At 33.7% G+C, this 20,633-nt stretch carries 22 protein-coding genes, 1 other RNA gene and 1 other annotated feature (1 of these 24 only partly in view); all 23 genes read left to right on the top strand.

Annotated elements, in window-relative coordinates:
• Nucleotides 1-45: a binding site (T-box leader), on the top strand; it begins 157 nt to the left of the window's first position.
• A gap of 66 nt (nucleotides 46-111) precedes the next feature.
• The 23 genes from hisS to TMATH_RS05515 all read left to right on the top strand — a co-directional run bounded on the left by hisS (nucleotide 112) and on the right by TMATH_RS05515 (nucleotide 20,590).
• Nucleotides 112-1,368 (top strand): histidine--tRNA ligase, encoded by a 1,257-nt coding sequence (hisS, locus tag TMATH_RS05420; protein ID WP_013150240.1) that lies wholly within the window; start codon nucleotides 112-114, stop codon nucleotides 1,366-1,368.
• Between the two features lie 15 nt (nucleotides 1,369-1,383).
• On the top strand, nucleotides 1,384-3,162 hold the full coding sequence (gene aspS / locus TMATH_RS05425) for an aspartate--tRNA ligase (protein WP_013150241.1): 1,779 nt from the start codon (nucleotides 1,384-1,386) through the stop codon (nucleotides 3,160-3,162).
• A gap of 66 nt (nucleotides 3,163-3,228) precedes the next feature.
• A non-coding RNA gene (gene ssrS / locus TMATH_RS11615) (6S RNA) lies at nucleotides 3,229-3,417 on the top strand.
• Between the two features lie 17 nt (nucleotides 3,418-3,434).
• Complete coding sequence (locus TMATH_RS05430; RefSeq protein ID WP_012995102.1) at nucleotides 3,435-4,139, top strand: tRNA threonylcarbamoyladenosine dehydratase; 705 nt, start codon at nucleotides 3,435-3,437, stop codon at nucleotides 4,137-4,139.
• Nucleotides 4,140-4,216: 77 nt separating this feature from the next.
• The gene (locus tag TMATH_RS05435; protein ID WP_012995103.1) at nucleotides 4,217-4,483 is read left to right on the top strand and encodes a metal-sensitive transcriptional regulator; all 267 of its coding nucleotides are present in this window, start codon (nucleotides 4,217-4,219) and stop codon (nucleotides 4,481-4,483) included.
• 104 nt (nucleotides 4,484-4,587) lie between these two features.
• Nucleotides 4,588-4,914 carry a thioredoxin gene (gene trxA, locus TMATH_RS05440; protein WP_012995104.1) on the top strand — a complete coding sequence of 109 codons (327 nt, stop codon included), beginning with the start codon at nucleotides 4,588-4,590 and terminating at the stop codon, nucleotides 4,912-4,914.
• A 149-nt stretch (nucleotides 4,915-5,063) separates the two neighbouring features.
• A complete protein-coding gene (locus TMATH_RS12195) occupies nucleotides 5,064-5,237 on the top strand; it encodes a glutamate mutase L (RefSeq protein WP_232192627.1) in 174 nt (57 codons plus the stop codon).
• Between the two features lie 83 nt (nucleotides 5,238-5,320).
• On the top strand, nucleotides 5,321-6,385 hold the full coding sequence (gene orr, locus TMATH_RS05445; RefSeq protein ID WP_013150242.1) for an ornithine racemase Orr: 1,065 nt from the start codon (nucleotides 5,321-5,323) through the stop codon (nucleotides 6,383-6,385).
• A 119-nt stretch (nucleotides 6,386-6,504) separates the two neighbouring features.
• On the top strand, nucleotides 6,505-6,954 hold the full coding sequence (locus TMATH_RS05450) for an RrF2 family transcriptional regulator (RefSeq protein WP_003868830.1): 450 nt from the start codon (nucleotides 6,505-6,507) through the stop codon (nucleotides 6,952-6,954).
• 192 nt (nucleotides 6,955-7,146) lie between these two features.
• Complete coding sequence (locus TMATH_RS12025; protein ID WP_013150243.1) at nucleotides 7,147-7,308, top strand: hypothetical protein; 162 nt, start codon at nucleotides 7,147-7,149, stop codon at nucleotides 7,306-7,308.
• A 17-nt stretch (nucleotides 7,309-7,325) separates the two neighbouring features.
• A complete protein-coding gene (locus TMATH_RS05455) occupies nucleotides 7,326-8,351 on the top strand; it encodes an AI-2E family transporter (RefSeq protein WP_013150244.1) in 1,026 nt (341 codons plus the stop codon).
• 112 nt (nucleotides 8,352-8,463) lie between these two features.
• A complete protein-coding gene (alaS, locus tag TMATH_RS05460; protein ID WP_013150245.1) occupies nucleotides 8,464-11,097 on the top strand; it encodes an alanine--tRNA ligase in 2,634 nt (877 codons plus the stop codon).
• A 77-nt stretch (nucleotides 11,098-11,174) separates the two neighbouring features.
• Entirely contained in the window at nucleotides 11,175-11,432 is a 258-nt protein-coding gene (locus TMATH_RS05465) for an IreB family regulatory phosphoprotein (RefSeq protein ID WP_013150246.1), read from the top strand.
• 348 nt (nucleotides 11,433-11,780) lie between these two features.
• On the top strand, nucleotides 11,781-12,200 hold the full coding sequence (ruvX, locus tag TMATH_RS05470) for a Holliday junction resolvase RuvX (RefSeq protein ID WP_013150247.1): 420 nt from the start codon (nucleotides 11,781-11,783) through the stop codon (nucleotides 12,198-12,200).
• Nucleotides 12,201-12,279: 79 nt separating this feature from the next.
• Nucleotides 12,280-12,564 carry a DUF1292 domain-containing protein gene (locus TMATH_RS05475; protein WP_012995110.1) on the top strand — a complete coding sequence of 95 codons (285 nt, stop codon included), beginning with the start codon at nucleotides 12,280-12,282 and terminating at the stop codon, nucleotides 12,562-12,564.
• A gap of 218 nt (nucleotides 12,565-12,782) precedes the next feature.
• On the top strand, nucleotides 12,783-13,223 hold the full coding sequence (locus TMATH_RS05480) for a Fur family transcriptional regulator (RefSeq protein ID WP_012995111.1): 441 nt from the start codon (nucleotides 12,783-12,785) through the stop codon (nucleotides 13,221-13,223).
• A 203-nt stretch (nucleotides 13,224-13,426) separates the two neighbouring features.
• Entirely contained in the window at nucleotides 13,427-15,091 is a 1,665-nt protein-coding gene (locus TMATH_RS05485) for a ribonuclease J (RefSeq protein ID WP_012995112.1), read from the top strand.
• 18 nt (nucleotides 15,092-15,109) lie between these two features.
• Nucleotides 15,110-15,439: a YlbF family regulator gene (locus TMATH_RS05490; RefSeq protein ID WP_012995113.1), complete on the top strand. Its 330-nt coding sequence runs from the start codon at nucleotides 15,110-15,112 to the stop codon at nucleotides 15,437-15,439.
• Entirely contained in the window at nucleotides 15,440-15,910 is a 471-nt protein-coding gene (locus tag TMATH_RS05495; protein WP_013150248.1) for a QueT transporter family protein, read from the top strand.
• 83 nt (nucleotides 15,911-15,993) lie between these two features.
• Complete coding sequence (gene mltG, locus TMATH_RS05500; RefSeq protein WP_013150249.1) at nucleotides 15,994-17,049, top strand: endolytic transglycosylase MltG; 1,056 nt, start codon at nucleotides 15,994-15,996, stop codon at nucleotides 17,047-17,049.
• A 12-nt stretch (nucleotides 17,050-17,061) separates the two neighbouring features.
• Nucleotides 17,062-17,700, top strand: a complete 639-nt coding sequence (locus TMATH_RS05505) for an O-methyltransferase (RefSeq protein WP_013150250.1) — start codon at nucleotides 17,062-17,064, stop codon at nucleotides 17,698-17,700.
• Nucleotides 17,701-17,702: 2 nt separating this feature from the next.
• Complete coding sequence (locus tag TMATH_RS05510; RefSeq protein WP_013150251.1) at nucleotides 17,703-18,929, top strand: peptidase U32 family protein; 1,227 nt, start codon at nucleotides 17,703-17,705, stop codon at nucleotides 18,927-18,929.
• Nucleotides 18,930-18,982: 53 nt separating this feature from the next.
• The gene (locus TMATH_RS05515; protein ID WP_013150252.1) at nucleotides 18,983-20,590 is read left to right on the top strand and encodes a peptidoglycan D,D-transpeptidase FtsI family protein; all 1,608 of its coding nucleotides are present in this window, start codon (nucleotides 18,983-18,985) and stop codon (nucleotides 20,588-20,590) included.
• The last annotated feature ends 43 nt before the right edge of the window (nucleotides 20,591-20,633 follow it).

Here is a 20,633-nt window from a genome sequence, read left to right on the forward strand (position 1 = left end):
TCCAAATCAGGGTGGCACCACGGGATTTAACCTCTCGTCCCTGCAAATTGTTGCAGACGAGGGGTTTTTAAATGTGTAAAGTTATTACAAAATGCAAAAGGAGTTGGTGAAATGCTTACAAAAGCTCCAAGAGGGACAAAGGATATTCTTCCTTCAGAGTCTTATAAATGGCAGTATGTAGAAGAGCTTATAAGGAAGATATGCGATGATTATGGCTTTAGGGAAATAAGAACCCCCGGTTTTGAACATACAGAGTTATTTTTAAGGGGAGTAGGGGAATCAACTGATATCGTGAGAAAAGAGATGTATACTTTTACGGACAAAGGCGGAAGAAGTATTACTTTAAAACCTGAAGGTACTTCTCCGGCTGTAAGAGCATTTATAGAGCACAATTTATATGCGGAGGCGCAGCCAACGAAGTTGTATTATATAACTCCTGTTTACAGATATGAAAGGCCTCAGTCTGGAAGGCTAAGAGAACATCACCAATTTGGAGTAGAAATATTTGGTGCTAAAAGCGCTTCTGCGGATGCGGAAGTTATAAGTGTTGCTATGACGCTTTTAAAAAAATTGGGACTTAATAATTTGGAGCTTAGAATAAACAGTGTTGGGTGTTCTGCTTGTAGAAAAAATTATAATAAAGTGCTTAAGGATTTTTTAAAGGACAATTTGGAGTATTTGTGTGATGACTGTAAAGTCAGATATGAGATAAATCCTTTGAGAGTATTAGACTGTAAAGTTGAAAGTTGTCAGAGGATAACCAAAGATGCGCCTCTTATTACAGATTATTTGTGTGATGATTGCAAAAATCATTTTGAAGAACTACAAAAATATTTAGATGTAATGGGCTATGATTATATGATTGACCCCAGAATTGTGAGAGGACTTGATTATTATACCAAAACTGCCTTTGAAATAATTTCAAAAGACATCGGAGCTCAAGGAACCGTATGCGGTGGAGGAAGATATGATGGTCTTATAGAAGAATGCGGAGGGCCTTCTATGCCAGGAGTAGGTTTTGGAATGGGATTGGAGAGGCTTCTTATTACATTAGAGCAAAATGGCATTGAAATTCCAAAACCTGAAGGCGTAGATTTGTTTATCGCTTATGTTGGGGAAGACGCAAAATTATTTACTTTTGCCCTTGCTAATAAACTGCGATTTAATGGATTAAAAGTAGAAAGAGACAACATGGATAGAAGTTTAAAAGCACAAATGAAGTATGCAAATAAGCTTAATGCGAAATTTGCTATTGTAATAGGAGAAGAAGAGATGAAGAAAAACAAAGTTAAATTAAAAGATATGAGAGATGGAAGCGAAGTAGAAATATCCATTGATGAAATAGAACAAAGGATAAAAAATATATAAAATGGAGGGAATAAAATGGGAGAACAATTAAAAGGACTTAAAAGGACTCACATGTGTGGAGAATTGACAGTGGAAGATGTCGATAAATCCGTTGTAGTTATGGGATGGGTACAAAGAAGAAGAGACCATGGAGGCTTAGTGTTTATAGATTTAAGAGATAGAACAGGTATTGTACAGGTGGTTTTTAACAATGAGGTTTCTTCCGAAGCTTTTGAAAAAGTACAGGGTGTGAGGAGTGAATATGTACTAGCAATAGAAGGAAAAGTGGTAAAAAGGGCACCTGAAAATGTAAATCCTAAAATTGCTACAGGGGAAATTGAAATATATGCCAATACCTTAAAAATTTTAAGCAAATCAGAAACTCCGCCTTTTCCAATAGAAGATAGAAGCAATGTTTCAGAGGCTATAAGGCTAAAATACAGATATTTAGATTTGCGAAGACCTTCAATGCAAAAGAATTTAATGACTCGGTTTAAAATAACTAAAGTTGTTCGTGATTTTTTGAATAAAAACGGTTTTATAGAGATAGAAACGCCTCTTTTAATTAAAAGTACGCCAGAAGGTGCAAGAGATTACCTTGTGCCAAGCAGAATTTATCCGGGCAAATTTTATGCTTTACCTCAATCTCCTCAAATATTCAAACAACTTCTTATGATTTCTGGATTTGATAAGTATTACCAAATAGCCAAATGTTTAAGAGACGAGGATTTGAGGGCAGATAGGCAACCAGAGTTTACACAAATAGATATAGAAATGTCTTTTGTAGAGGTAGATGATGTTTTAGAAATTAATGAAAAGATGATTGCGCAGATTTTTAAAGAGACTTTAGGCATTGATGTGACAATTCCTTTTAAAAGATTATCCTATCAAGAAGCCATGGAAAGGTTTGGGACAGATAAACCAGACTTAAGATTTGGGATGGAACTTAAAGATTTGTCAGACATAGTATCTCGATCTGAATTTAATGTATTTAAGACTGCTTTAAAAAATAGCGGATCTGTGAGAGGCATAAATGTAAAAAGTGCTGCTTCTATGCCAAGAAGACAGTTAGATGAATTGGTGGAGCTTGCAAAAACTTATGGAGCTAAAGGACTTTTGTGGATGCAAGTTTTTGAAAATGAAGTGAAATCCCCTGCTACTAAATTTTTAAGTGAGGAAGAAATAGAAAAGATACTTGAAAGACTTGAAGCAGAAACAGGAGATTTACTACTGATTGTGGCAGATAAAGATGAGATAGTTTTTGATACTTTAGGTCATTTGAGATTAGAGCTTGGAAAGAGACTTAATTTAATTGATGAGAATAAATATGAGTTTGTATGGATAGTGGATTTTCCGTTGTTAGAGTACGACAGCGAGGAAAAAAGATATGTGGCAAAACATCATCCCTTTACGGCCCCCAAAGATGAGGATATAGACCTTTTAGAAAAAGAGCCGTTAAAGGTAAGAGCAAAAGCTTATGATATAGTTTTAAATGGAGTGGAAATTGGGGGAGGTAGTATAAGAATACACGATACTGAGCTTCAAAAAAGAATGTTTAAAGTTTTAGGTTTTAGCGACGAAAAGGCGTGGGAAAGATTTGGCTTTTTGATGGAGGCTTTCAAATACGGTGCACCTCCTCACGGTGGGATTGCATATGGATTGGATAGGCTTGCTATGATTATAACGGGAAGCGACACCATAAGGGATGTAATTGCTTTTCCAAAGACTCAAAACGCGGTATGTTTAATGACAGATGCACCTTCAGAAGTATCAGAAGAACAGTTAAAAGAATTGCACATAAAGGTAGACTTATAAACGTTTACCAGTTGAAAAATAGGGGTTTTTGTGATATTATTTATATAGAAAAATGAATAAATTTAAAAAACCCTGTGGTGCGCGTGACATCCGGTGAAAGTTTGAGCCAACACCAATAATAAGGGAGCCTGGGCTTTGGCAGTGGATTGTAGGCCGCCTTTGAACGGAAGCGGAAACATGAAGCTGTCAAGAGGGCACCCACGTTGTGAGGACGGGTTCAAGAACTACCGGGAGGCACGGCACTATGGGGGTTTTTTTATGGAGGGAAAAGAGTGGACATTTTTTCGCGAACAGAGCTTTTAATAGGAAAAGAAGGGCTTTTAAAACTTAAAAACAGTACCGTTGCAGTTTTTGGAATAGGAGGAGTAGGCTCTTTTGCTGTTGAAGGGCTAGTAAGAGCAGGAATTGGAAAATTGGTTTTAATAGATGGAGACGACGTGTGTGTGACAAATCTAAACAGGCAAATACACGCTACCACTTTTACGATAGGTAAACCTAAAGTTGATGTGATGAAAGACAGGATATTAGCGATAAATCCAGAAGCCCAAGTTTTAACTTTTAAAGAGTTTTACTCCAGCAAAAACAGTGATAAACTATTATCAAAAGAGTACGATTATGTAATTGATGCAATTGACAGAGTGCCTTCAAAAGTGGATTTAATAGCGAAATGCACTTTATTAGGGATACCTATAATAAGTAGTATGGGAGCAGGAAATAAACTAGATCCTACAAAATTTGAAGTAGGAGATATTTATCAAACAAGTGTATGTCCGTTGGCAAAAGTAATGAGAAGGGAACTTAGGAAAAGAGGTATTAAATCTTTAAAAGTGGTGTATTCTAAAGAAGAGCCTATAAAAAATTTCTATAGAAGCGAAGCTAAAATTTCGAAACCAGCACCTGGTAGTATTTCTTTTGTACCTTCTGTTGTCGGCCTCATACTTGCTGCAGAGGTAGTTAAGGACTTATTGAAAAAATAAACAAAAGCCTATTGACATATCTGTGAAAAAATTTTATACTATTTATTGGATACCCCAATGGGGTTGGGAGGTATAATATGTACCAAGATAACAAAGAAGATTTATTAAGAAGATTAAGAAAAATTGAAGGACAAGTAAAAGGCATACAAAAGATGATTGAAAATGACGCCCATTGTGTAGATGTACTGGTACAAGTAGCTGCTGTTAGGTCTGCGATAAACAGCGTTGGTAAAATTCTTCTTAAAAGTTATACCACCAGTTGTATAAAAGGAGCTTTTTGTACTGAAAAGCAGGATGAGGTGATAGAAGAATTAATTGAGACGTTTATAAAATTTATGAAATGACTTTAATAGTTGGGTTTTGTTAGCAATTTGCTTTATGATATAAATGTATAAAGCAGTTGCTTTGTATAAAAATAAAAATGAAATAAAAGTATAGGAGTGGTTTTATGGCAGAAGTAGTTATTACGCTTGAAAATTTTGAGGAAGAAGTTGTGAATTCAGATGTACCAGTTTTGGTAGACTTTTGGGCTGAATGGTGTATGCCTTGTAGGATGGTGGCTCCAATAATTGATGAATTAGCAAAAGAATATGAAGGTAAAATTAAAGTTGGGAAAATCAATGTAGATGAAGAAAATGAATTGGCAATGAAATTTAGGATAATGAGTATACCCACAATTGGACTTTTTAAAAACGGCAAGATGGTAGACAAAATAATAGGTGCAAGACCTAAAGGAGACTTTGTAAAGTTTATAGAAAAACACTTAAACAATTAAAAAATCCTGCGTTATGCAGGATTTTTTAATTTATTTATTGTTTAATTTTCTAAAAAATTACAAAAAATCAAAATATACTGAAGTGAAGTATATTTTTAAAAAACGAATAAAACTCCCTTTAATGTTGGGGGTTATTCGTTTTTTAAAGATTGAAAAAGCTTTTAATTAGCTTAACTGGTGGAATATTTTCAGAGCTTGAAGGAGGAGAAAAATTATTAGAAAATATAATTGATGGAGTAAGTGGAAAAGAATTTTATCCTCCTTCAGTGGCAAAAGTTTTAATTGACAGAGATTATATCATGGCAGCTTGTGTGGTGTTTTGACTAAAAAATATTCTGACTAAGCTTAAGATTAATAAAAAATAGCTTTGGCATTTCTAAAATATTTAGAAATGGGGGAGATTAAGTTGTATCCTTTGTTGAGAATAAATTTAAGAAAACTTAGAAAAAATACACAAACTATTGTCAATCTGTGTGAAAAGAGAAATATAAAGGTAGTAGGTGTTACAAAAGTTTTCTGCGGTATTCCAGAAATAGCTCAAGCGATGGTAAAAGGTGGAGTAGAAATTTTAGGAGATTCCAGAATTAAAAATTTAAAAAAATTACAACACATACCGGTATTTAAAATGCTTATTCGAATTCCTATGATAAGTGAAGTGGAGGAAGTCATAAAATATGCAGATATAAGCCTTAATTCAGAAATCGATACAATAAAAAGCTTATCAGAAGAGGCAAAAAAACACAAGAAAGTTCATGAGATAATCCTAATGGTAGATTTAGGTGATTTGAGAGAGGGTATGTTAAAAGAGGATGTAATTCCAGCAGTGGAACAAATAGTAAAGCTTGAAGGTATAAAACTTCGAGGAGTAGGTACTAATTTAACTTGTTATGGCTCTGTTATTCCTACTCCAGATATACTAGAAGAGCTTGTAGAAATAAAAAATTCTATCAATAAAAAATTTGACCTGAATGTAGATATAGTCTCAGGAGGAAACTCAAGCAGTCTGTACTTAGTTCAAAATGGTCTCATACCAAAAGGAATAACGCAGCTTAGAATAGGAGAAGCTATTGTGTTAGGTAGGGAAACGGCTTTTGGAGACAGAATTCCCCATACGTATGACGATGTATTTACTTTAGAAACACAGATAATCGAATTAAAAGAAAAACCTTCCTATCCACGAGGCATATTAGGAGTAAATGCTTTTGGTGAAAGACCGGTATATGTGGATAGAGGTATAATGAAAAGGGCAATTTTGGCTATAGGAAGACAGGATGTCAATATGGGTGACCTAATTCCTATAGATAGTACCATTGAATTAATAGGTGCAAGTAGTGACCATTTGATCGTAAATGTTACAAATTCTCCATATCCATATAAAGTTGGAGATATAATAAAGTTTAAGCTAACATATGGTGGGATTTTATCTTGTTGTACCTCTGAATATGTAGAAAAGGTGATTGAAGAGGTGTAAAAATACCTCTTTTTGATAGTAATTTTGCTGTTGACAACCTCTTTTTTAAATGGTATTCTTTTTATTGAAATCCGAGCAGAATAGTAGGATTTAGTAGGAATTCAGGGGGATGGATAATCATGAAATTATCTACAAAAGGTCGATATGGGATACAAGCTATGTTTGAATTAGCCCTTTACTATGGGGAAGGTCCCATTTCTTTAAAAACAATTGCGGAAAATGAGGGTCTTTCTGAGCATTATCTAGAACAGCTTATAGCAATTCTTAGAAAAGCTGACCTTGTGAAAAGTGTAAGAGGAGCACAGGGTGGGTATATGTTAGCAGCTCCTCCTGATAAGATAACGGTTGGAGATGTGATAAGGACATTGGAAGGGTCACTGGCTCCTGCAGATTGCGTTTTGGAAGATACACCTTTTGAATGTAGTAGAGCGGGAGGTTGTCCCACAAAATTGGTGATGGAAAGAATAAGGGATAGTATAAATAAAGTAATAGACTCTATTACTTTACAGGATATGGTAGATGATTACAGGCGGTTGAATCAAAAAAGTGCTTTTATGTATTACATTTAAGTAAATAGAATCCACATTAAGAAGATAAAGTATTAGTATTATGCCATGACAATCAGTTATCTTTGTGATAGACAAGCAGTTAGGAGAAAGTTGAAAATAGATAGAGCACACAAAAAAAGTGTGCATTTTTTAATTTAAAGAGGGAAATCTATAAAAAAGCAGAAACTTTTTAAATTTCAAAGGAGGGCTATTATGAATAAAGACAAATATATGAAGGGGTTTTTGGCAGGACTGGTAACTGCTGCATATATAATTCCTAAAATAAATATGAAAAAATATAGACGCTACAAAGATATGATAGAAAAAAGTGTGACAAAAATATGCCGCACAATGAACAAAATAAAAATTAGATAGACTTTTCGGGTGATAACATGCAAGTTAAAAAGATTTATCTATTTTTTTTAATTATTGCTGCTATAGGCTTATTGTATTTTTTTATAAAAAATTGGGTAAGTATTAAAAATATACTTTCCCCTTTTTTTATTGCCGGTTTGGTAGCCTATTTATTGAATCCAATGGTAAAATTTTTTAATTCAAAGGGCTTGTCTACATTTTTTTCTATACTTTTGGTATTTTTAATTGTTACTTTGGGAATATTGATATTTTCTTTCTATATCTTTCCTTTGATGATAAATGAAATGATTGCTTTTATAACAATGATACCTTTTTATATTGAAGAACTACAAAATATTTTGATTCAACTAAAATTTAACTATTTTTCTTATTTACCACCACAATTTGAGAAAGTTTTAGATAAAAATTTGAATACCCTCAATAATCTCTTTGCTTCCCGAGTTGATATGGCTTTTAAATCTACTGTTGCGATATTAAAAAATGTTATAGATGCCATACTTGTACCAATTATTACTTTTTATTTTTTAAAGGATAAAAATTTGTTTAAAAAAGAGATTGAAAAAATAATTCCCTCCAAATATCATTCTAGTTTCTTTACTCTTCTAAGAAAAATAGACAAAATTTTAAGTAAATACATAAGAGCACAAATATATCTTTCTATTTTTGTTGGAATTTTAACTAGCATAGGGCTTTCTCTAATTAAGATTAAATATGCTTTTTTAGTAGGGCTATTGACAGGAGTATTAAATATAATTCCCTACATAGGGCCTATTTTGTCGATTATTCCTGCTGTATTACTAGGATTTCTTGATTCTTTATCTAAAGGGATTTGGGCTTTAGTTGTATGTCTTTTAGTGCAACAAATAGAAAATGCTTTTATAACTCCCAAAATACTTAGCGACAGCGTAGGTCTACATCCAATTACAGTAATTTTTTCACTGATTGCAGGTGGGGAACTTTTTGGCATCTGGGGACTTTTATTGTCTGTGCCTATTGTAGCAATCGTAAAAGCAGTTGTAACAGAAATTTTTATTGAGAAATAAACCAGTTATTGACTTGTTATGTTCAATCTTGTATAATATATCAAAAAAGAGCGGGTAAAAGCCCGTCCCCAAATTAGGGACGGTTTTTATTGTATCAAGAAGGAGGATTTTTATGGAAAAACTCGGGATGAATGAAATTAGAGAAAAATATTTAAGCTTTTTTGAAAGCAAAGGACATTTGAGGTTGCCAAGTTTTTCTCTAATTCCCAAAAATGATAAAAGCTTATTGTTGATTAATTCCGGTATGGCTCCTTTAAAAGCTTATTTTACAGGAAAAGAAGTTCCCCCCAGCAAAAGGATTACTACTTGCCAAAGATGTATAAGGACACCTGACATTGAAAGAGTAGGTAAAACAGCACGTCACGGTACTTTTTTTGAAATGCTAGGAAACTTTTCCATTGGTGATTATTTCAAAAAAGAAGCTATTCCCTGGGCCTGGGAATTTGTAACAGAAATTTTGAAGTTGCCAGTTGACAGGTTATGGGTATCAATTTATGAGGAAGACGATGAAGCATTTGAGATTTGGAACAAAATAGTTGGGTTACCTTCTGAAAGAATAGTGAGGATGGGAAAAGAGGATAATTTCTGGGAGATTGGCACAGGACCTTGTGGGCCATGTTCAGAAATTTACTTTGACAGAGGTGAAGAAAAAGGCTGCGGTAAGCCTACTTGTGGAGTTGGCTGTGATTGCGATAGGTTTATTGAATTCTGGAATTTAGTTTTTACACAGTTTAATAAAGACGAACAAGGAAATTATCATAGGTTGCCAAATCCAAATATTGATACAGGCATGGGACTTGAGAGGATGGCAACAATAATGCAGGGAGTCGACAGCATATTTGATGTAGACGTAATAAGAGGCATTACTAATTTTGTGTCTAAAATTGCGGAAGTAGAATATGGAAAAGATGCAGAAAAAGATGTGTCTTTGAGAGTTATCACTGACCATATAAGAGGGATAACTTTCATGATATCAGATGGAATTCTGCCTTCTAATGAGGGAAGAGGCTATGTTTTGAGAAGACTTTTAAGAAGAGCGGCAAGACATGGTAAATTGCTGGGGATAAACGATGCCTTTTTGTACAAAGTAGTAGATTCAGTTGTAGAAAATTATGGAGAAGCATATCCTGAAATAATTGAGAGAAAGGACTATATAAAGCGAATAATCAAAGTAGAAGAGGAAAGATTTAAGGAAACAATTGACCAAGGACTTACAATTTTACAAGATTATATAAATGAGTTAAAACTCCAAGGAAAAACTGTCTTAGAAGGCTCTAAGGCTTTTAAATTATACGATACCTATGGTTTTCCATTAGATTTAACAAAAGAAATTTTGCAAGAGGTTGGCATTGTTGTTGATGAAGAAGGATATACAAAAGAGCTAGAAAAGCAAAGGATTAGAGCGAGAAGCAGAAGAAAAGAAGATAATAGTTTGTGGGAGCAAGATATATATTCTACTTTAGGAGATATTAAAACAAAATTTGTGGGATATACCACTTATGGGAGCAATTCAAAAGTTTTAGCTATTGTAAAGGAGGAAGAACTTGTTGAGGAAGCAGAAGCTGGAGATGATGTAAGTATCATATTAGATATAACTCCTTTCTATGCTGAAAGTGGTGGCCAGATAGGAGACAAAGGAGTTCTAGAGAATGAAAATGTTTTGATAAGAGTAAAAGACTGTAAAAAAATAGGAGATAAGTTTGTACACATTGGAACGATTGAAAGAGGTTTAATTTCTGTAGGAGATGATGTAAAAGCTCGAATTGATGTGGTAAGCCGAAACAATGCTGCAAGAAATCACACTGCAACTCATCTTCTTCATAAAGCCCTAAAGGAGATATTAGGCGACCATGTTCATCAAGCTGGTTCTCTGGTGGCTGATGATAGATTAAGATTTGATTTTTCACATTATCAAGCGGTGACTAAAGAAGAATTAAAGAAAATAGAAAATAGGGTTAATGAAAAGATATACCAAAGTTTAAATGTGTATATTGAAGAAAAAACTTATGATGAGGCATTGAAAGAAGGGGCTGTTGCGTTATTTACGGAAAAATACGGGGATAAAGTAAGGGTTGTGAGAATTGACGATTACAGCGTGGAACTTTGTGGTGGAACACATGTTAAAAATACTAACGAAATAGGGCTTTTTAAAGTTGTGTCTGAAAGTGCAGTGGGTGCAGGTTTGAGAAGAATTGAAGCTTTAACAGGACCTTACGCAATAAAATATTTAGAGGAGAAAGAAGAGATATTAAAAGGGGCTTCTGATTTATTGAAAGCCCAAGATAAAGAGTTAGTTTCAAAAATAGAGGGCTTGCAACAAGCTTTAAAAGCAAAAGATAAAGAGATAGAACAATTAAAAATAAAAATGGCTTCTATTTTGGCTGATAGTTTAATTAATTCTGCTATTTCATTAGACGGTATAAGAGTAGTGGTTTCAAAAATTGAAGATTATGATAGTGAGGCTTTGAAGGCATTAGGGGACATTTTGAAAGATAAATTAAAAACGGCGGTAGTAGTGTTGGCATCTTCTACCCTAGAAAAAGCTATATTTGTCGGTATGGCTACTAAAGATGTTGTTCAAAAAGGGATAAATATGGGGGCTGTTATTAAAGAGGCTTGTAAAGTATCTGAAGGAAATGGCGGTGGAAGACCAGACATAGCTCAAGGAACAGGTAAAAATCCATCTAAGGTGAAAGAAGCATTAGACAAAGCTATAGAGGTTGTAAAAGAACAGTTAAAAAATTGAGAAAAACTTGACTGTTTAAGTAAATATAGGTTATTATAAAGTTGATGGTAGTTAAATGTATCTAGAGGTGATATATTATGGTAGATAAGAATGAACAGACTCTAAGGTATCACGTTACAACTGATAGAAAAACTGTTAAAGAGGTATTGACAGCAGTGTACGAAGCTCTTTCGGAAAAAGGCTATAATCCAATAAATCAAATAGTAGGTTACATCTTGTCTGGGGATCCTACTTATATAACCAGCCATAAAAATGCGAGAAATTTGATAAGAAAAATTGAAAGAGATGAATTAGTAGAAGAACTTTTGAGAGAGTATTTATCTTCCCAAAAATAAGAAAAACAAAATTGCCTCACATAAGGTGAGGCAATTCAGACTGATGACAAACTTTCGTAAAGTAGATATTTTACATAAGTTGCGACTTGTGACAAAGCGCTAACAAAGCTTAGCAAGACTGAGGATGGAGGCGGGGCCGAAGCCAAGGAGGGCGGAGGCGGGCACTTGAGACAGGACGTCGAATGTGCCCGGTACCCCGCCGCAATCCGAAAGTCGCGCTTTAGCTTTGTCGCTTTGGAACTTCGGAGCAACGATGTAAAATATCTACTTTTAAATAATTTTTTAACTTTGTCAACAAACTGAATTGCCTCACATAAGGTGAGGCAATTTTAGAATGGAGAGATTTTTTTGAGGATTATGGGACTAGATGTAGGTGATAAAACAATCGGGATAGCCATAAGTGACTTATCAGGGACAATTGCACAGGGACTTACTACTATTAAAAGAAGTAGTAACAAAAAAGATTTTGAGAGAATAAAACAAATAATAAATGAATATGAAGTAGGAATGATAATTGTAGGGTTACCTAAGAACATGAATGGTACTTTGGGACCACAAGGACAAAAAGTTGTAAGATTTGTTGAACACTTGAAGAAAGCTTTTAGTATACCAATAATATTGTGGGATGAAAGGCTTACTACAGTAGAAGCGGAGAGGGTTTTAATAGAAAAAGCTGATATAAGTAGGGCAAAGAGAAAAGAAGTAATTGATAAGCTGGCTGCAATTCTTATACTTCAGAACTACTTAGATTCACAAAAAAATAAATAAATTTTTATTAAAAACTTGACAGTTTATTTGGTATGTTATACAATTACATTATCTTGAAGTAGAATTGAGGTGAAATAGTATGGAGCCAGAAATCATTCAGTTAATCGACGAACATGGCCATGAAGTAGACTTCGAACTTATAGCATCATTTGACCTTGACGACACCAGGTATGCTGTGGTAGTCCCTGTGGATAGCGATGGGGAAGATGCTTATATTTTGAGAGTGGAACAAGATGAAAATGGCAATGATATCTTTGTAGGAATTGAAGACGATGATGAGTTCAATGATGCTGTCGAAGCATACAATGAGCTGATGGAAGAATATGAAGAGTATTATGATGATGGGTTTGATGAGGAAGAGTAAAATAAATTAGAGTGAAATTAGATTAAGATATACCGTTTTGGTATATCTTAATTTTATATATTCCCCAAATTGGGTGTAAAAAGCAAACTAGATTCTCAATTGAAATATCTTTATCTACTATGAAAATTCGATTTTGCTAAAAAATCAAAAAAAGTGTTTGACAATTGAAAATGAATATCATAAACTAATATTAGTTATGTTATTTGGCGGTGATATAGATGAATGAAATTGAAAAATTCAAAGAAAGATTAAAAGATAAGGGATATAAGTTGACAACTCAAAGGCGCGCTATATTGGATGTGATTTTGGAAAATCGGGATAAACATCTTTCCTCTGAGGAAATATATGACTTGGTAAGGTTAAAATATCCTGAAATAGGTCTTGCCACTGTTTATAGGACTCTTCAGGTATTTGAAGAATTAGATATTGTTTATAAATTAAATTTTGACGATGGTCGAAATCGATACGAGCTTAATCATAATGAAAACCATCAGCATCATCATTTGATTTGTTTAAAATGTGGAGCAGTTATAGAAATGGAAGGAGACCTTTTGGAGGAGTTGGAAAAGGCTATAGAAGAAACTAAAGATTTTGAAATAATAGACCACAACGTTAAATTCTTTGGTTATTGTAGCAAATGCAGGAAAAGTTATAGTTAACTTTAGGAGCTGGGGTTCAATGCCGAAGGCTAATTTGGTCCGTAAGCCTACAAATTGTTGAACGGACAATTTACCTTCTCAGGGTTGAAGTATTTTTTTAAATAAAGTATAATTTATATTAACCAGGGTAAGGTACGGGTAAGTGTTTTTGTTGTTTCTGGTAAAATAAAAGCTAAAAATATCTAATGAAAGGAGATAAGTATTTGGCACACAAGGCAAAACTCAAAATAATACCGTTGGGCGGATTGAATGAGATCGGCAAAAACATGACGGTTTTTGAATTCGGGAATGACATTATAGTTGTGGATTGTGGCCTTGCTTTTCCAGATGATGAAATGTTGGGAATAGACCTTGTCATTCCCGACATTACTTATTTATTGAAAAATAGAGAAAAAGTGAAAGCAATTATATTAACTCATGGTCACGAGGACCATATTGGGGCACTTCCCTATGTCTTAAAACAACTTAATGTTCCAGTGTATGGAACCCGTTTGACTATAGGTTTGGTAGAATATAAGTTAAAGGAGCAGGGCCTTTTAAAAGATAGTAAATTAATAACTGTAAAGCCAAGAGAGATCATCGAAATTGGCCAGTTTAAAGTTGAGTTTATAAGGACTTCTCATAGCATTGCAGATTCTGCGGCTTTAGCTATTCATACTGCTGTTGGGACGGTTTTCCACTCAGGTGATTTCAAAATAGACTTTACCCCTATAGGAGGAGAAGTACCAGACTTACACCGCTTTGCCCAGTTGGGGGAAAAAGGGGTACTTGTGATGTTATGCGATAGTACTAATATTGAAAGACCGGGCTATACCATGTCAGAAAGGACAGTAGGAGAGACTTTTGATAATCTTTTTAGAAAAGCAGAACGGCGAATTATAGTGGCGACTTTTGCTTCTAATATCCACAGAGTGCAGCAGATTATAAATTCTGCTCACAAGTACGGAAGAAAGGTTGCTATTTCAGGCAGAAGCATGTTAAATGTAGTCAATGTAGCGATGGAATTAGGGTATTTAATAGTTCCTGATGGCCTTTTAGTTGATATTGATGAAGCCAATAAATTACCATATGATAAAGTTGTCATTATAACGACAGGCAGCCAAGGTGAACCTATGTCAGCTCTTACCAGAATGGCTTCTTCTGAACATAAAAAACTAGAGATTGTACCAGGAGATACAGTGATTATTTCTGCTTCTGCTATTCCAGGGAATGAGAAACTTATTTCTCGCGTTATCAACCAATTATTTAAAAAAGGGGCTGATGTAATTTATGAAACATTGGCAGATATACACGTATCGGGGCATGCTTGTCAAGAAGAGATTAAACTACTTCACACATTAATAAAACCCAAATTTTTTATCCCTGTTCACGGGGAATACAGACATTTAGTTCAACATGCTAAGCTTGCAGAATCTTTAGGAATGCCTCCTCAAAATATTTTTGTAGTAGATAATGGGACAGTATTAGAGTTTACCAGAAATTCCGGAAGAATTGCAGGTACAGTTACAGCAGGGAAAGTGTTAGTAGATGGCTTGGGGGTTGGGGATGTAGGTAATATTGTTTTAAGAGATAGAAAACATTTAGCTCAAGATGGCTTGTTAGTAGTAGTGGTTACTATTTCTAAAGAAACGGGAGGAATTATAGCGGGGCCCGACATAATTTCCAGAGGATTTGTATATGTAAGAGAATCTGAAGATTTAATGGAGGATTCCAAAAATATTGTAAGAGATGTATTGTCAAAGTGTGAAAAAGAGGAAATTAGTGAATGGGCTACTATCAAATCGATGATAAAAGACAATTTAAGTAGTTTTTTATATGAAAAAACGAAGAGAAATCCTATGATATTACCAATCATAATGGAAATTTAGTCAGGAGGAGCTTAAAACATGAATGTCTACGATAAAGCTTATGAACTGGCTAATGCTATAAAACAGTTGCCAGAGTACAAAGCTTTAAAAGAGGCGTATCGAAAAATAAATGAAAATGAGCAAAACAAGAAGATGCTGGAGGATTTTAAAAAAAAGCAACTAGAAATCCAAGCTAAAGAGTTATCAGGTGAAAAAGTGGAGCCTAAAGAAAAAGAAGTTTTAGAAAAGCTGTGGGAGATATTGAACCTTAATCCTGATATAAGTTCTTACTTGTCTTTAGAATACACTTTTAGCAAAATGATGAATGATATATTAAAAATAATTACAGAACCAATGGAGATGAATTAAATGAAAAGGATAGATACTGGTTACATTGTAAAAGCAGGAGCTATTGCAGCTATTTACTTTGTGGTGACTATTCTTTTAGGAAACTTTTCTTATGGACCTATTCAATTTAGAATATCTGAAGCATTAGTTGTATTACCCATGGTAGAACCGGCAGCGATATGGGGGGTTTTTTTAGGATGTTTATTAGCTAATATAGGAAGCCCCTTTGGACTTATTGATATTTTAGGGGGAAGTTTAGTTACATTGGCTGCTGCCTACCTTACATCAAAGGCTAAAACTTTTTACAAAGCTATATTGCCTCCTATAATATTAAACGCTCTTATTGTTTCAATATGGGTAAGTTATTTTACAAAAATGCCTTATTATCTTGTAGCTTTGTATATTGCTTTAAGCGAAGCTATTGTAACAGGTGTATTTGGGTATGTAGTGATTACAGTATACAAAAGATTAAAAGATAAGTATTCTTTATAAAAACAGGTAAGCGAAAAGCTTACTTGTTTTTATTTTTAATTAATTATATAATTTAGGTAAACCTACAAAGGAGAAGAAATGTAATGAACAATGTCGAATACAAAAGAAAAAGTAAATTTGCTGTGGTAGTAGTTGTTATACTTTTTTTCTTTTTCTCTGCTCTTGTGTACTACCAAAGCCTTTTACAACCAGTAACTACCAAAAGTGATGCAACTTTAAAGATTGTAAATATTCCAAAAGGATATTCTACTGTTGAAATAGCCAAAGTGTTAAAAAAGAATAACTTAATTAAAAATGAGTGGTTTTTTATATGGCGAGCAAAAGTTTTAGGTGCTGATGGAAAATTACAAGCAGGAAAATACCTTTTAAGTCCTAACATGACTCCTGATGACATAATCAAAAAAATATTTGAAGGCAAAGCTCAAAAAGATACAATAAAAGTAACTATTCCTGAGGGTTATACTGTTAAAGATATTGCTAATAAATTATCCCAATTAGGTCTTGTAAATAAAGATAAATTTTTGGAAATTTCCCAGAATGATACTTTTAACTACGATTTTTTAAAAGACGTGCCTAAAGATAGACCAAACAGATTAGAAGGGTATCTTTTTCCCGATACCTATCAAATACCTATAGAGGCTGACGAAAAAGAAATAATAAATATCATGCTTAAAAGATTTCAAGAGGTTTATAATAGTAATATAAAAGATATTGCAAAAAATATAGGAATGACTCCCGATCAGATTGTAATAATAGCTTCTATGATAGAAAAAGAGGCTGTGGTAGATAAGGACAGGCCTTTAATTGCAGGTGTTATATATAACCGTTTGGAAAAACATATGAAACTACAAATAGATGCAACTGTGCAGTATGCGTTAGGAAAACACAAAGATAAGCTTTTGTACAAGGATTTAGAAGTAGATTCCCCTTACAATACCTACCAACATTATGGACTTCCTATAGGTCCTATTTGCAATCCTGGACTTAAATCTATTAAAGCAGCTCTTTTTCCAGCTGAGCATGACTTTTACTATTATGTTGCAAAAAAAGATGGGTCTCATATTTTCAGTGTAACTTATGAAGACCATTTAAAAGCCCAAAGAGAAATTGAAGCAAGTGAAAATAATAATGTTAAATGAAAGGGTTGAGTTATGGAATTAACTGTAAATGATATAAAATTTATAAGAGAGACGGTTCATAAATTTGGTTATCCTTTAAATGAGATAGAAAAATACGCGAAAGAAAATTTTATTCCAATTGCAAAACCGGAAGTCGCTGATTTTTTAAGTTTTATTGTGAGGCTAAAAAAGCCTAATAATATATTAGAGATAGGAACTGCTATTGGCTATTCTACTATAATAATGGCGAAAGCTTGTTCTAAAGTTAGAGTAGTCACTATTGAAAGAAATATAAATTTGGCTGAGATAGCTAAAGAAAATTTTAAAAAAGCAAAAGTAGAAGATAGAATAGAACTTATTTGTGGAGAAGCACAGCAGGTTTTTCCGAATTTGACTAAAAACTATGATTTGATATTTGTAGATGCAGCGAAAGGTCAGTATATAGAGTTTTACAAAGAAGTAAAAAGACTTTTAAGCAAAGAGGGCGTAATCTTATGGGACAATATTTTGTACAAAGGATATGTTGTAAATGAGAAAAATGTAAAGCATAAAAGAAGGACGATTGTTTACAGAATGAGAGAATTTATAGAAATATTGCATCAAGATAAAACTTTGTACACGGTAATTTTGCCTTTAGGAGATGGATTAGCGGTAAGTTTTAAGGAGGAATAATTATGCTGGAACTTTTGGCACCAGTTGGAGATTTGGAAAGATTAAAAATAGCAATAAATTATGGAGCGGATGCAGTATACTTTGGAGGGAAACACTATAGTTTAAGAGCTTCTGTTGGTTTGACACTTGATGAGATAAAAGAAGCAATAAGGTATGTGAGGAAGAATGGGAAAAAAGCTTATATTACTATAAATATCTTTCCCCACAATGAGGATTTGGAAGGATTACCTGAATATATTAAATCAGTCGTTGACCTTGGCATAGATGCTATTATTCTTTCCGATCTAGGGATTTTTTCTATTGTAAAAGAAGTAGCACCTGAAGTAGATGTTCATATAAGTACACAAGCAAATAATGTGAATTATAAAAGCGCTCTGTTTTGGCATAATTTAGGTGCGAAAAGAATAATTTTGGCAAGAGAGCTTTCCTTAAAAGAGATAAAAGAGATTAGAGAGAAGACGCCAAAAACTTTGGAATTAGAGGCATTTGTCCACGGAGCTATGTGTATTTCTTACTCAGGAAGGTGCCTTTTAAGCAATTACCTTACAGGAAGGGATTCTAATAAAGGAGAGTGTGCACAACCTTGCCGGTGGAAATATTATCTTGTGGAAGAAAAAAGGCCAGGAGAGTATATGCCCATTTTTGAAGATGAAAGAGGAACCTATATTCTGAATTCTAAAGACCTATGCATGATAGAGTACCTCCCAGAACTTGTGGAGGCTGGAGTTAAAAGCTTTAAAATTGAGGGAAGAAATAAAAGTGCCTATTATGTAGCTGTAGTCACAAGAGCGTATAGAAAGGCAATTGACGATTACCTTGAAAAAGGAAAAGATTATGTTTTTGACAAAAAACTTCTCGAAGAGGTTTCTAAAGCGAGTCACAGAGGATTTACTACAGGGTTTTATTTTGGCAAACCAGGCCATGAGGCTCAAAATTATGAGTCTTCAAAATATATAAGGACTTATGATTTTGTAGGGATTGTAAAAAGATATGACCCAGATAGTAAAATTGCTGTTGTAGAGCAAAGGAATAGGATGTTTGTAGGTGACAAAATTGAAATTATAGGCCCTAAAGTACAGTTTGAGCAGCAAATTGAAAAAATGTGGGACGAGGAAGGAAATGAGATTGAAGTAGCCCCCCATCCTCAAATGATAGTGAAAATTCCAGTAAAATATCCTGTAGAAGAGTTTTTTATTCTGCGAAGAGAAATTAAAAATATTAAAAATTAGCTTAAAATCTGCTCCTTTTGGGAATACTTTTTCCTGAAAGGAGCAAAGTTTTTATGGAAAAAAGAAATTATAGGATTGTTTTTTTGAGAATGGCTTTGTCAATATTAATGGTAACTTTGATTTTTAGACTTTTTTACATACAAGTAATCAAAGGAGATTTTTATTCTCAAAAAGCGGTGGAACAAAAAATTAGAAGTTTTAAGATTTCTGAAAAAAGAGGAGAAATTTACGACAGAAATATGATTCCTTTTACAAATAGAGAATACAAAGAATATATATTTGCTATACCTAAAATGTTGACTGACAAAGAAAAAGCGGCAAAAATTATAAGTGAAATTGCTGCGGTAAATTATGAGAATGTGTTAGAGACCCTTCAAAGTGAAAAGGATTATGTGAAATACGAGGTTAAGGTTAATTTAAATGGCAAATTACCTGCAGGGATTTTTAAGTTAGCATTGTCACAAAGGTATTCGCAAAATTCTTTAGCAAGGCATGTAATAGGATATGTAGGAGATAAAAAAATGGGTTTAGAAGATACTTTTGATGGAATTCTAAATAGCAAAAATGAAGACAGCATTGCAGTATTTACAGATGGGAATAATACAGATTATATAAAAGGATTGGGAGTAAGGTTAAAAACTTCTGAAAAAGAAGTTTTGGGGATAAAAACTACATTAGATTATCATATACAAAAAACAGTAGAGGATGTTCTTGACAAGAATAAGGTAGATGGAGCTGCAGTGGTAATAGATATAAAAACAGGTGATATACTTGCAATGGCAAGTAGACCTAATTTTGACCAAAATAATATTCAAGCTTATTTAAATAGCTCTAATGAAGAATTTATAAACAAGGCTGTCTCTCAATATCCTCCTGGTTCTATTTTTAAAATTGTAGTAGCTTCTGCAGCATTAGAATATGATAAAGTAGATTTGCAAGATACTTTTTATTGCAGTGGCGGGTATGATATAAATGGGGTAGTATTTCACGATTACAAAAGAGAGAGTCATGGAGTAATAAACATGGTAAAGGGCTTTGCAGTTTCCTGCAATACTACTTTTATAAAAATTGGGCAAATAACAGGAGCCAAAAATATTTTAGAGATGGCGAGAAAATTTGGAATTGAAAGTGATGACAGCCTGCCAATACCTGAGCAGATAGGGAAATTACCTACACTATCTGATACTTACGGAGCCGGAATAGGTAATTTGTCAATAGGGCAAGGGGATGTGCTAATTACTCCTCTTCAAGCAGCCGATGTTGTAGCCACAATAGCTAATGATGGAGTTAGAAATATACCGCGTTTAGTAACTGCAATAGTTGATGAAAATGGAAAAGAAATTAAAAAATTATCACAGAAAAAGTCTTACAGGGTGATAAGCAAAAACAACGCCAAAATTTTAAAAGAAATGATGAGACAAGTGGTTATTGATCCAGAAGGGACGGGGAAAAGGGCGGAGACTATTTATGGCAGTGCTGGTAAGACAGGTTCCGCAGAAGTCAGTAAAGAACTAAATATATACCATGCTTGGTTTACAGGTTTTGTTCCTTTTGATGAACCTAAATATGCAATTTCGATTTTTGTAAAAAATGGAGATACTGGAGGAACTAAAGCTGCCCCTCTTTTTAAAGAAATAGCGGAGGAAATAATGAAATATTGATGTACGTGCACCATTTTAAATAAAACACATATAATAGATGTGT

The organism is Thermoanaerobacter mathranii subsp. mathranii str. A3, from assembly GCF_000092965.1.
GTDB lineage: Bacteria > Bacillota > Thermoanaerobacteria > Thermoanaerobacterales > Thermoanaerobacteraceae > Thermoanaerobacter > Thermoanaerobacter thermocopriae.